This window comes from Streptomyces sp. NPDC057654, assembly GCF_042800135.1.
GTDB lineage: Bacteria > Actinomycetota > Actinomycetes > Streptomycetales > Streptomycetaceae > Streptomyces.
Map to the genome: position 1 here is coordinate 9,580 of NZ_JBHVHQ010000045.1, position 12,156 is coordinate 21,735.

Consider the following 12,156-nt stretch of genomic DNA (forward strand, 5'->3'; position numbering starts at 1 on the left):
GACGGAAGCTCACCGTCCGCTGTGACCGCTACGGACTCCCCGCGGTCTTCTACGCGGCGACGGGCAACGGCCTGCTGCTCTCCACCGATCTGCCCCGGCTCCTGGACATGGGGGCGCCTGCCGCCATGGACGACGACGCTATGGCGGTGTTCCTGCGCCTCGGGACGTTCCTCGCCGAGGACACCCCGTTCCGGGCCGTACGCGTCCTGCCGCCCGGCGCGCGGATGGAGTGGACGCCCGTACGAGCCGGGGAGGGGCTCCGCTGGGCGACAGGCCACGGACTCGCTGCCCCATCGCATCCCTCCCCGCGGGAGATCACGCGCGGCGCGGCCGTCGAAGCCGCCGTGGAGCTGTTCCGGGCGGCCGTCGCCGCCCGGCTGCCGTCGGACGACTACGTGCTGCCGCTGAGCGGCGGCCGGGATTCCCGGCACATTCTGCTGGAGCTCGTCCGGCAGGGCGCGCCGCCCCGGCTGACCGTGACCACGGGAAAGTTCACCAGCCGCGACGCCGACCTGCGGACGGCGCGCCGCGTCGCCGCCGCGGTGGGCGTCCCGCACGCCTGTGTGCCGCGCGGCCCCTCGGAGTTGCGGGCCGAACTCGTCACCGGCCGGCTTCAGCAGCACTGCTCGGTGGAGGGCCCGTGGATGCTGGCGCTGAGCCGGTGCGTACGGGCGCACAGCGGGCTCACGTACGACGGGTTCGGCGGCGACATCCTGTGGCAGACGCCCTTCCACTACCGCCGTCCGCCGCGCGACAGGGAGCGCGTACGAATCCCGGCCAGGGCGGCGGCGTGGCTGGTGGAGCAGTACGGGCTCGACCCGATGCTGCCCCGCCTCATCCCGCCGGCCCGGCTCCGGCGGTGGAGCAGGGAACGCGCCGAGGCCCGTATCGCCGCCGAATTCGCCCGGCATCAAGGCGCGGCTTTCCCGTTGGCTTCCTTTCTCTTCTGGAACCGGATCCGGCGGGCCATCGGACCCCATCCCCTCCGGCTGATGGGCCACGGCGGGCTGCGGGTGCACTTGCCCTATCTCGACCACGACTTGTTCGACCTGACGGCGTCGCTGCCGGAACACGTCCTGGCGGACGAGGGATTTCATACCGAGGCGATCCGGCGCGCCTATCCGCGTTTCGCGCATCTGCCGTTCGCCGAGGGCCCGATGCGGCGCGGGTCCCGCGTGGCGGCCAACCGGCTGCTGTACCTCGCCGACCTGTCCTTTCACGCCCTCACCCGCGAGCGCGGGTGGTGGCGTTCGGCCGACGGGCTGCTCCCCCGGCTGCTCACCGGCGGCGGGCGCCCGCCGTCCTGGCGGACGGTGGACAAGTTCGCGCCGTTCGCCGTCCAGCTGTTCCAAATGGAGGCCCTTGTGTCCGGGCGGGGCCACTGAATTCGGCATCAGACCACCTTGGGAGAAGCGAATCCATGACCGATGTTCCAACGGTGCGCGATGACGGGCGAGCCGGCCGGCGCTCCTGGCAGATGATCGACGGGGCACTGGAATCCATCGATTTTCCGGGCCCTACGGATATGCGCTTTCCGGAATCCCTCGCCGAGTATGTGCTGGAGAACTTCTCCCGGCCGGGAGACTGGGTTCTCGACCCGTTCTGCGGCTTCGGCACGACGCTCGCGGTGGCCCATCGGCTGGGCCGGGAGGCCGTCGGATTCGAACGCGACGATCAGCGGGCCGCCTTCGCCAGGACCCGGTTGCCCGACCCCGCACGCCTCCTCACCGCGGACGCGGAGCATGTCGGCGCGGAGCACGTCGGCGCCGGGCCGTGGCCCCCGTTCGCGCTGCTGCTGACCAGCCCGCCGTTCACCAGTTTCCGTACGTCCGTGGGGCGCGATGTTCGCGAGACCCATCTCGACGACGCGCGCCGGATCTTCGCGAGCCTCACGCGCTTTCTCGCGCCCGGGGCGACGGTGGCGGTCGAGGTGTCCCAGCTGCGGCGTCCCGAGTGGCGCCGGACCCGGCCGCTGGTGTGGGAGTTCGGCATGCTGCTGGGCGAGCTCTTCCAGTTCAGCGAGGACATCGTCTTCGTGCAGACAGGGCCCGACCACGCGGCTCCCGGCTATCACCACACCCACGTCCTGGTGTTCCGCTACGAGCCGTGACGGCCGCGAGCAGGTCGCGGGCGATGTCGGAGGCTCCGTTCCCGGCGGGGGCCCCGTCCGCGGAGCGGGCCTCGGCGCTCTTGTCGGCGCTCTTGTCGGTGCTCGTGGCCGACAGCACGGCGGCGAGGCCGTCCGCGATGGCGTGCTCGTCCGGCTCCGCCACCACCGCCGCGTTCAACCGCCCGGCAGCGGCCCGCAGATGCACCCGCTGGTCGTCGAAGTCGCGGACGCCGGGCACGGCCACGGTCGGCACCCCGGACCGTACGAGCTCCTGCACGGTGTTGTAACCGGCGTGGGTGATCGCGGCGGTGGCATGGCGGTAGACGTCGTGGTCGGGCCCCAGGTAGGGGGCGACCCGTACGGGGCCGGGCAGTCCGGGCGGCACGAGGACGTGCCCGTCGAAGTGCGGGCCGGTGAGCACCAGCACGTCGACGTGCTCGACGGCCTCGCGGCGCGCGTACGCCCGTACGCCCTGGAGCGCGGCGTTGAGAAAACCGGCGGCATCCGCGTGGCCGCCCCCGCCCGCGACCACGGCGACCTTCATCGCGGACGTGTCCGGGGGCCATGGGGAGCGCGTACCGAGCAGGCGGCGTACGACGTCGTCCACGCCCACCAGGTGCACGCCGTGCTCCACGGCCTGCCGTTCGGGGTGGCCGAGCAGGTAGACGCGGCCGATGGCGGGCGTGTGGCGGGCGACCCAGGCGGCGGGGTCGGGGCGGTTGCGCTGGAAGCGATGGACGAGGAACTGGGGGCAGTCGAGCCGAGTCGCGTGCTCGTACAGCTCCCGCTGCACCGTCACGTCGTGCAACACCGCGTCGTCCGGGCGCAGTGCCTGGGCGACCAGCGCCTCGGCGAGGCGGTGGTCGACGGCGGGGCCGGTCCCGTGCAGGGGCTCGCCGACCAGGCTGTCGGCGTCGGTGGGGATGACGGTCTGGCCCAGGCCGTGGTCGTCGATGAGCCGCTGGTGGCGTTCGGTGAGCAGGAGCGAGTCCCAGCCCTGGGCGCGGAGTTCGGTGTGGACGGCGATGAGGCGGGAGACGTGCCCCAGGCCCCGGCCCCAGGTGAAGGAGACGACGCGGCGGGTCATGAGCGCTCCTGGGCGAGTGCGGCGGATGGTGCGTGTGGGCCGGGTCGTCGGTCGACGGCGCGTTCCTCGTCCACGGCGGCGGGGAGTGCGGCGGGAAGCGCGGCGGGGAGTGCGAAACGCACTTCGGCGGCTTCGCCGACCGGTCGCAGCGGCGTGACCGTCGCGTATCCGGCGGCGAGGAGGGCGGCCTCGCCGCCGTCGCGGGGCGCGGCCGGCTGGTGGGCGGCGTGGAGGAGGTCCGGGCCGAGGCGCTGGATGGTGAAGCGGCTGTCCGCGTGGGCGCCGAGTCCGGCGCGCCGCACTCCGGCGAGCCGGTGCGCGGGCACGTTCGGCACGTTCACGTTGCAGAGCGGCGGTGGCCGCCGCCGGTCGCGTGCGCGGGACAGGACCGCGGGGAGTACGGCCGCCAGGACGTCGAGCGCGGTGTCCCAGTGGTACGGCGCGCCGTGGACGAGGGAGAGGGCGACGGCCGGACGCCCGTACTGGATCGCGGTGAGGGCGGCGCCGACCGTGCCGGAGTGCAGTACGGCCGGGCCGATGTTGGCTCCCGGGTTGATGCCGGACAGGACGAGGTCGGGCGCCGGGCCGAAGGCGCCCTGACAGGCGGCCGCCACGATCAGCCCCGGCGGGCCCGCCACGGAGTGGACGGGGATGCCGGCCTCGCCCGCCGGGGTGCGGGTCCGGGTGCGTACGAGCCCGTCCGCGGCGACCGCGCGGCTGGTGCCGCAGCCGCTCTCGTCCCGTTCCGGGGCGGCCACGACCACGTCGAAGTCCTGGTCGTGGAGGTGGCGGGCCAATCGGTGCAGCCCTTCGCCCGTCACCCCGTCGTCGTTGGTCACCAGGACTCTGGCGCCCGCGGTCATGCGGTGCTCCTCCCCCGGGGCCGCCGGGCCGTTCGGCGCATCGGGGTCAGCCGCCGATCATGGACATGCTGCGGTCGGGGCGGACGAAGTCGGGGTGGTTGATCTTGTGTCCGGGCCACTTGTGCCAGAGGGCCTCGCGGATCATCAGCTCCACCGCGGGGTCGTCGGCGCCCGAGCGGAGGGCTGCGCGCAGGTCGGTCTCCTCCAGCGCGAACAGACAGACGCGGAAGGCCCCTTCGGCGGTGATGCGCATCCGGTTGCAGCTCGCGCAGAAGGGGTTGGTCACGGAGGGGATGAAGCCGAGCCCGCCGGGAGCGCCGTCGGCGAACCGGAAGGACGTGGCCGGCTGGGGCGAGTCCTGGGCGACGGGGACGAGGTCGAAGGCGGACGAGACGGCCGCCAGCGTCTCCTCGGCCGGCACCACCTTGTCGCGTTCCCAGGTCTTCTCGGCGTCGAGCGGCATGTACTCGATGAAGCGCACGTCGTAGCCGCCCTCGTGGGCCAGGCGCGCGAAGTCGACCGCTTCGTCGTCGTTGGTGCCGCGGATGACCACACAATTGATCTTGATGGGGTCGAACCCCGCCGCCCGCGCGGCCTCCAGCCCCTTGGTCACCTTGTCGAAGGCGTCCCGCCGGGTCATCTCGGCGTAGCGGTGGCTCAGCAGCGAGTCGCAGGACACCGTGACGCGGCGCAGCCCGGCCTCGCGCAGCGGCGCCGCGAGCCGGTCCAGCAGCAGCCCGTTGGTGGTGATGGAGACGTCCACCCCCTCCAGCGCGCACACGCGCCGCACGATCTCGGGGAGCTCGCGGCGTACGGTCGGCTCCCCGCCCGTGATCTTGAACTCGCGCACGCCCAGGGAGTGGAAGAGGCGCGCCAGGCGGTCGATCTCGTCGACGGTGAGGATCTCGTCCTTCTCCAGCCAGGGCAGCCCCTCGGCCGGCATGCAGTACGTGCAGCGCAGATTGCACTTGTCGATGACCGAGATCCGCAGGTCGCCCGCGACGCGGCCGAAGGTGTCGGCGAGCGGGCCCTCGGTGGGGGCGGGGCCCGGATTACGCCAGTCGTACGTGGGTGCGGCCATGGCTGCTGCTCCTGTTCTGTGCGGGGTTCTCGGCGGGTCGTCCAGCGGGTCGTCCGACGGTCGGGGCGGAATCCGCTTCCGGGCACAACTCCCGGAAGCGCTCCAGCACTTGCTCGGGGGACAGTTCGGAGGCGTCGAGGTGATGGACCAGGACGCGCGACGACAGCTCCTCGGCCACGTCCTCGAAGCACTGCGACACCAGAGACACGTAGGAGCTGGTGAAGGAGCGCTCCAGAACGCGGTTCCGCCGCCGCATCCGGCGCATCAGCACGTCCGTACGGGCCGTCAGGTGCACCACGGCCGCCGGGGGCGGCAGCGCCGAGGTGATCAGGTGGTGGTAGCGGTAGTAGGTCTCGTACTGCTGGGCGCTCAGCGCGCCGCTGTGCCGCATCGCCTTCGCGTACGCCAGCGAGCTGTGCACGTCCTGGTCCAGCACGCTGCCGCTGCCGGTGCGCAGGTTCTGCAATACGCGCAGCAGCAGGGTCTCCAGCTGGCACAGGAGCGCCGAGCCGCTGTCGCCGCGCAGATAGCGCGTCAGGTAGTTCTCCCGCGCCCCGCCGCGGCTTCTGCCGCGGTTGACGGGGACGATGTCCCGTACGTGCTGGGTCCGCGGCGCGCGGGCGGTGTGCTGTTTGAGCAGCGTGCTCTTGCCCACGGCGGGCGGGCCCAGGACCACGATGGGGGCCGGGGCCGCCTCCCGCCACAGGGCCGGGACCGGATCGATCAGGCGGCGCGCCGCCCGCTCGATGTCGGCCACGGGCACGTCGGCCATGGACGCGTCGGCTTCGGCCGCCGGGCGGGAGAACCGGTGCGCCTCCTTGCTCAGGCAGTGCGCGGCCGCGGGTTCCAGCTCGCCGTGCGCAATGCCGTCAGGGAGGCCGTCAGCGAGGCCGTCCAGCGCCCGCCACCGCAGGTGGGGGCCGGGGGCCCGGCCCGTGTCCAGGCTGCGCCGCCAGGTGAACACCCGCAGGTCGTAGGGGACTTCGCGGTGCGGCCCGGAGGGTACGTAGAGCTCGGCGAGGTAGTCCAGCCGGGCGGCCGGTACGCGCTGCCCGCAGGCTCGGCCGGCTGCGGCCGCGGCGGCCTGGCGTGCCGTTCCTCCGGGCGGAACCTCGGCCCACGGGAGGCCGGCGCCCTCAGATTCCGTGTGCGGACCGGGATCGGTGAGCAGGACCCGGCCCCGGCTGTCGAGGATCAGGCACGCGGCACGGCGGTGGGCGGGGCGGTGCCCCGGCGGGAGATCGGTGAGCATCGCGTTCCTCACGGCTCGGTCGGCAAGAGGCGGGGGTCGGGGGCGGGGTGCACAGGGACAGGCGGAGTGGGTGGGAGGAGGTCCCTCACCCCGTCGGGCGCTCGGGTACGGGCCAGCCGCGCCAGCGACAGCAGGGCCACCCGCTCCGCGAAGGCGACGGGGTCCACGTCCCGTCCGGCGCGGGCGCGGGTCTCCCGCGGCGGCAGCAGCCAGGAGAAGCGCACATCGCCGCGGATCAGCGCGTCCCTGACGGCGGCTTCGGCGCTCCCGGCGGTGTGCGACAGCGCCGCCCACACCCGGAAGTCGGGCCGCTCCAGCGCGTCGCCCGCGAGGGGCGCGTCCGCGCCGAGGAGGGCGGGGGCCTCGGCCAGCCCCCGCACCCGGCAGCCCGGCGACTCCGCCACCCGCAGGACGCGGCTCGCCGAGCCCGTTCCCCGTACGGGCGGCAGCCCCAGCCACCACCGCTCCTCCACCGGCTTGCCCTTGGGAACCCCCGGGGGATCGAGGATCTCGCCGCGCCATCCCCGGCGCGCCAGGTCGGCGCGCAGCCGGCCGGCGGAGACGGGGAACAGGGACGCGGCACGCCATCGCGGCACCCGCACCCCGTCGGGGAGAGTGTGCAGCACCTGCCACCGGCGGATCGGCGAGGCTTCGATGTCGGCCAGCAACCGGCGGTAGGAGTCGGCGGGGAACCGCACGCCGCCGCCGAGGTGCGGCTGCGCCTCGACCAGGCAGGTCAGCAGCAGGAACCCCAGGCCGCCGTCCGGCTCGGCGCGCGGCGCGGGCCACGGCGCGCGCCCGAGGACTCCGACGTAGCGGCACCGGTCCCCGTCGGTGACCGTCCCCGAGGCGTGCCCCGGATCCTCACCGCGTGCCAGGCACCGGCCGATGCGCGTCCATACGGTGTCCTGTCCCGGCTGGCCCCGTGACGGAATCGAGGGGAGTTCGGGCGAGGGGTGGAGCGTGCGGGCGCGGGCCGCGTCGGGTGACCGGGCCGGACGCCCGTACAGACAGGCCGCGATCTCGCTGTCCAGCTCGACCAGCGGGGACCCGAGGCGGGTACGGAGGAGCAGCGCGAACAGTCCGATGCCGGAGAGGGCCACCGTTCCGTGCGGCGGCAGCGGGTCGTGCCGGCTGGTGATGAACGCCGGGCCCGGAGCAGGGTCGGCGGCCGGGCCGGGGCGGATCTCGCGCAGCCGGCCTCCGTACTGCGCGGCGGAGTAGCCCAGCCGGCCGGTCAGGAGTTCTTCCAGATCGGTGGCGGCGACCGCCACTTCGATGTCCGGAACGGCCACGGCCACGGGCGGTTCCGCGGTGAGGCCGCCCCCGGCCCGTAGCCGCATGGTCCGTGCGGCCGAGGGCCGCGCGTGCGCGTCCACCACGACGAAGCGGTAGACAGTCTCGCGCAACCGGCCGTGCGCGGCGGCGGCGAGTTCCCGGAGCGCCTGTTCCCGGCCCTCGGAGGGGAGTCCCGTCAGCTGTTCCAGCAGGCGCGCGGCCGGGACCGCCCGGTCCTCCGCGGCGAGGGGCCCGATCCGGGAACCGGGATGGTACGTACGGTCGCGGCGCTCGCCCGTGGCCCGTGCCCACGCCAGTGCGTTCCGCTCCCGCCGTACGGTCCCCGGTGCGCCCGGCACCACGGTGATCCGGTCTCCCGGCGCGGGGCGCAGGATCTTCCGGCGCGGATCGTCGGCGCGCAGGGCCTGGTCCACGAGGCCGGGCGGTACGGGGAACTTGTGGGCGTTGAGCCATGCCGCGTCGCCGAGCCCGTACTGCCCCTCGGGCAGCGGGGCCACGCAGGCGGGGCGGGCCTGGGCCAGCAGCGCCGTCAGCGGTTCCGCCCAGTCGGCGTCCGCGCCCGGCGGCTCCCCCTCCACGCTGCGGGTCTCCACGATCGGCTGACAGGGCGTCAGAAGCAGGTCCGGCGCCCCGGCCCCGGTCAGCCGGTCCACCCAGGCGGGCGTGGTCAGGCTGTCGACCATGTGCCACACAAAGCAGTCCGGCGTACGGACGGCCAGGCCGTGCTCCGGGCCGTCGAACGTCGAAGGCGTCCACGTCAGCTCCAGCCCCGGGCGCGGGGTCAGCGTCATCCAGTCGCGCACCACGGCCGTATCGGTGAAGCCGAGCCGCCGCAGGGCATGGGCGATGCGGGGGTCGTCGGGGTGCAGCACGGGGAGGGCGCGGTCCAGGAGGTGGAGCGAGGCGACGTCGAAGTGATCGCGGTGCGAGTGGGAGATCCACACCGCGTCGGGGCGCGGGAGGGCGCGGGGCCGGATCCGCCGGGCGGGGGCGAAGCCCATCAGCCCGCCGCGGTAGCTGTCACGCAGGTGCGGATCGCAGAGCAGCGTGAAGCCGCCCGCGCGCACCAGCAGCGTCGCGTGACCGGCGACCTCGATCGTGATGGACATACGGGCCTCCTCACCGATTCCGCGGGGCCGGGTCGGCGCCGCCGGACGTCACGCGGTCCTCTCCGCCTTCCGGTCGGTGCGCGCTGACGCGCAGGCGTTCGGCCAGGCCGCGGAAGGCGCGCCCCCGGCAGTACAGGGCGGACTTCTCGGCCGCCGTCATCTGGCCGAGCGTGCGCCCGTCCCCGTCCTCCGGCACGAACACGGCGTCGTAGCCGAACCCGGCGTCGCCGCGCGGCCGTTCGGTGATGCGCCCCCGTGCCACGCCCTCGCCGACCACCCGCCGGCCGTCCGTATGGCACAGCAGGGCCACGGTCCGTACGCGCGCGCCGCGCCGCTCCGCGGGTACGCCCGCCAGCTCCGCCAGGACCTTCGCCACGTTCTCGGCGTCGTACGCGCCCTCGCCCGCGTACCGGGCCGAGCGCAGTCCGGGGGCGCCGCCGAGGGCGTCCACTTCCATCACGGTGTCGTCGGCGACGGCGAGGCGCCCGGTGGCGCGGGCCACCGCGGCGGCCTTGAGGTAGGCGTTCTCCTCGGCGGTCGTACCGTCCTCGACGACGTCGGGCAGCCACGCGGGCCGGGGCAGGAGGTCCAGGCAGCCGTACAGCAGGGCCCGGATCTCCGCGGCCTTGGCCGCGTTGGCGGTGGCCAGGACTGCTTGCAGCATGCGGAACTCCTCAGCGGCGGTGAACGGGTGTCATTGGCGGCTGCCATCGGTGGCTGTGAACAGGGGTCATTCGGCGTCACGCCGCCCCGGCAGCGGCGCGGGTTCCGACCGGCTGTGGCCCATGGCGAGATAGCCCCCGTCGACGGGAAGGTCGGCGCCGGTGATGAAGGTCGCGCCCGGTCCGCACAGGAAGAGCACGGCGGCGGCGATCTCCTCGGGCTCCCCCACCCGCCGCAGCATGTGGTGTCCGCCCAGTACGGGCCCCCAGCCCGCCCGGTCGCCGCCCGTCATCCGCTCGACCTCGGGGGTCCACACCAGGCCCGGCGAGACGCTGTTGACGCGGATGCCGTCGTCGGCGAGGTCGAGCGCCTGACAGCGGGTCAGCGCCAGCAACGCCCCCTTGCCGGCGCTGTACGTCCACTGGCCGGGCTGCGCGATATGCCCGGAGATCGACGCGACGTTGACGACGGCCGCGCCCTGGGCCAGGCGCAGCAGGGGCCCGACTTCGGCGGTCATCATGGCGCTGCCCTTGACGTTCGTCGCCAGGCTCCGGTCCCAGTCCTCGGGCCGGGCCCGCTCGCCGCGCGCCAGGAACGTGGCCGCGCAGTTGACGAGCGCGCGCACCGGCAGCCCGACGGCCTCGGCGGCCCTCGCCGCCGCCCGGCAGTCCGCCTGCCGCGAGATGTCCCCGGCCACCTCGGTGGCCGTGCCCTCCAGTTCCTTGACCGTGCGGTGCAGGGTGTCGGCGTCCCGGTCCACGAGGACGACGTGCGCGCCCGCCGCGGCGAAGGCGTGGGCCGTGGCGCGCCCGATGCCGGAGGCGCCCCCGGTGATCACGCAGGTGGCGCCGGCGAACTCCGGCGCCGGTCGCCGCGCGGCCGGCGCGGTGCTGCCGGCGGTGGTGAGCGGCGCTGTCATGGCTGGCCCCAAAAATCGATGATGCGGTGCGCGCGGCGTGGGCACGTCACCCACATATACACATAGTGATTAGATCATCACAATCCGCAACCGCAGGAGGTGTGCCCGCCTCTCCCGCGAGGCCGCGTGCCGGCGGTCCCCTCAGCCCCGCTCGGAAAGGACGGCAGCGAGTTGAGCAGGTCTCCGGGGCCCCCGCCCCGCCTCGTCCTCCCCCCGGAAGACCGCCTCCTCTCCCCCGGCACCGGGTGGACGCGGGCGCACTGGGAGGCCGTCGCCGATCACCTGCTGGACGCGCTGCCGCCGTACATGAGCCCGTACGGGGCAGCGGTGCACCCGCCGGGGCCGCCCAGTTGGTCCGGCCGCCGCGTCGACGGCCTGGAGGGCTTCGCCCGCAGCCTGCTCCTGGTCGCCGTCCGCCTCGCCGGGGCCGGGGGCGCGGACCCGTCCGACCGGGCCGGTCGCTGGGCGCGGGGGCTGGTGGCCGGGACCGCCGCAGACGGCCCCGAGGCGTGGCCGGACATCGCCGACGGCTCCCAGCAGATCGTGGAGGCCGCGGGGATCGCGCTCTCCCTCCATCTGTCCAGGCCGTGGCTGTGGGACCGGCTCGCCCCCGCCGAGCAGGAGGGCGTCGCCCGCTGGCTCGGCGGAGTGACCGGCAGCCGCACTCGGGACAACAACCACGTCCTCTTCAAGGTCGTGGTGGAGGAATTCCTCTGCTCCATCGGGGCGCTCGCGGACCGCACCGGGATCGAGGCCGGGCTCGCGCGCGTCGACGCGTGGTACCGGGGCGACGGCTGGTATCAGGACGGGCCGCGACGGCGCGGCGACTACCGCGACCCCGCCGACGGCGCGATCCGCTCACAGGCCGGGCCGGGTTACGACGCCGGGGACCGCTTCGACTACTACAACGCGTGGGGCTTCCACCTCTACACCCTGCTGTGGTCGGACATCGCGGGTCCGGCCGGGCGGGAACGCGCCACCGTCTACCGCGCGCGGCTGCGCTCGTTCCTGACGCAGTACGTGCACCTCTTCGGCGCGGACGGCGCGCCGGTGCACCACGGCCGGTCGCTCCCCTACCGGTTCGCCTCCCTCGCCCCCGTCTGGCTCGGCGCCTGGGCGCATGACAGCACCGCGGACGGCGTGGACGGCGCGGGGCCGCCGCTGCCGCCCGGTCTCACCCGTCGGCTGGCGAGCGGGACGCTGCGCCACTTCGTGAGGCGCGGTGCGCCGGACGCGCGGGGGCTGCTGCGGCGGGGGTGGTACGGGGCGTTCTCGCCCGGTGCTCAGGCGTACAGCGGTCCGGGGGCGCCGTATGCGGCGAGCAAGGGTTTTCTGGGGCTGCTGCTCCCGCCGGAGCACCCGGTGTGGACCGCGGTCGAAGGCCGGCTGCCCATCGAGGACGGGGACTGCGTCCGGCCGCTGCCCACGCCCGGCTTTCTCCTTCACGGCACGCGGCGGGACGGTGTCGTGCGGCTGCTCAATCACGGCAGCCATTACCTGACGGCCCCGCCGGCCGCGCACCGGGACGACCCGCACTACGCCAAGTTCGCCTATTCCTCCCGTACGGGACCGGAGGTCGGCGAAGCCGCCGGCGAAAGGCTCGACAATCACATCGCCCTGATCTCGCCGGACGGGAATGTCTCGCGGCGCGAAGGAATCCACCGCGTGATGGTGGGAGATGGTCATGCGGCGTCCTGGCACCGGCCGCGATTCGATGACGCCGTGCTGCCGGATGGCGGCGGCTCTCGTCGTGCATTCCGCATCGACAGCGTG

Annotated in this window: 10 protein-coding genes; 3 read left to right on the forward strand and 7 right to left on the reverse strand. The window is 74.3% G+C overall.

From position 1 onward, the window contains the following. Together ACFU99_RS06490 and ACFU99_RS06495 are read left to right on the forward strand one after the other, a co-directional pair. A partial coding sequence (locus ACFU99_RS06490; RefSeq protein ID WP_384386669.1) for an asparagine synthase-related protein occupies window positions 1-1,385 on the forward strand: 1,385 nt, incomplete at its 5' end. 35 nt (window positions 1,386-1,420) lie between these two features. Then, the gene (locus tag ACFU99_RS06495) at window positions 1,421-2,110 is read left to right on the forward strand and encodes a DNA methyltransferase (protein WP_384386671.1); all 690 of its coding nucleotides are present in this window, start codon (window positions 1,421-1,423) and stop codon (window positions 2,108-2,110) included. Here ACFU99_RS06495 and ACFU99_RS06500 read toward each other — a convergent pair. The 7 genes from ACFU99_RS06500 to ACFU99_RS06530 form a co-directional block, all read right to left on the reverse strand. Beyond that, a complete protein-coding gene (locus ACFU99_RS06500) occupies window positions 2,016-3,197 on the reverse strand; it encodes a glycosyltransferase (protein WP_384386674.1) in 1,182 nt (393 codons plus the stop codon). The two genes, ACFU99_RS06495 and ACFU99_RS06500, sit on opposite strands and share 95 nt — an antisense overlap. Then, a complete protein-coding gene (surE, locus tag ACFU99_RS06505) occupies window positions 3,194-4,060 on the reverse strand; it encodes a 5'/3'-nucleotidase SurE (RefSeq protein ID WP_384386677.1) in 867 nt (288 codons plus the stop codon). The genes ACFU99_RS06500 and surE overlap by 4 nt, the downstream gene beginning before the upstream one ends. 46 nt (window positions 4,061-4,106) lie before the next feature. Continuing rightward, window positions 4,107-5,141 carry a GTP 3',8-cyclase MoaA gene (gene moaA, locus ACFU99_RS06510; RefSeq protein WP_384386680.1) on the reverse strand — a complete coding sequence of 345 codons (1,035 nt, stop codon included), beginning with the start codon at window positions 5,139-5,141 and terminating at the stop codon, window positions 4,107-4,109. Next, a complete protein-coding gene (locus tag ACFU99_RS06515; protein WP_384386682.1) occupies window positions 5,113-6,393 on the reverse strand; it encodes a deoxynucleoside kinase in 1,281 nt (426 codons plus the stop codon). The genes moaA and ACFU99_RS06515 overlap by 29 nt, the downstream gene beginning before the upstream one ends. Before the next feature lie 8 nt (window positions 6,394-6,401). After that, entirely contained in the window at window positions 6,402-8,801 is a 2,400-nt protein-coding gene (locus ACFU99_RS06520; protein ID WP_384386685.1) for an MBL fold metallo-hydrolase, read from the reverse strand. 10 nt (window positions 8,802-8,811) lie between these two features. Then, window positions 8,812-9,465, reverse strand: a complete 654-nt coding sequence (locus ACFU99_RS06525; RefSeq protein WP_384386688.1) for a non-canonical purine NTP pyrophosphatase — start codon at window positions 9,463-9,465, stop codon at window positions 8,812-8,814. 66 nt (window positions 9,466-9,531) lie between these two features. After that, on the reverse strand, window positions 9,532-10,383 hold the full coding sequence (locus ACFU99_RS06530; protein WP_384386691.1) for an SDR family oxidoreductase: 852 nt from the start codon (window positions 10,381-10,383) through the stop codon (window positions 9,532-9,534). Between the two features lie 171 nt (window positions 10,384-10,554). Here ACFU99_RS06530 and ACFU99_RS06535 point away from each other — a divergent pair. Next, a partial coding sequence (locus ACFU99_RS06535) for a DUF2264 domain-containing protein (RefSeq protein ID WP_384386694.1) occupies window positions 10,555-12,156 on the forward strand: 1,602 nt, incomplete at its 3' end.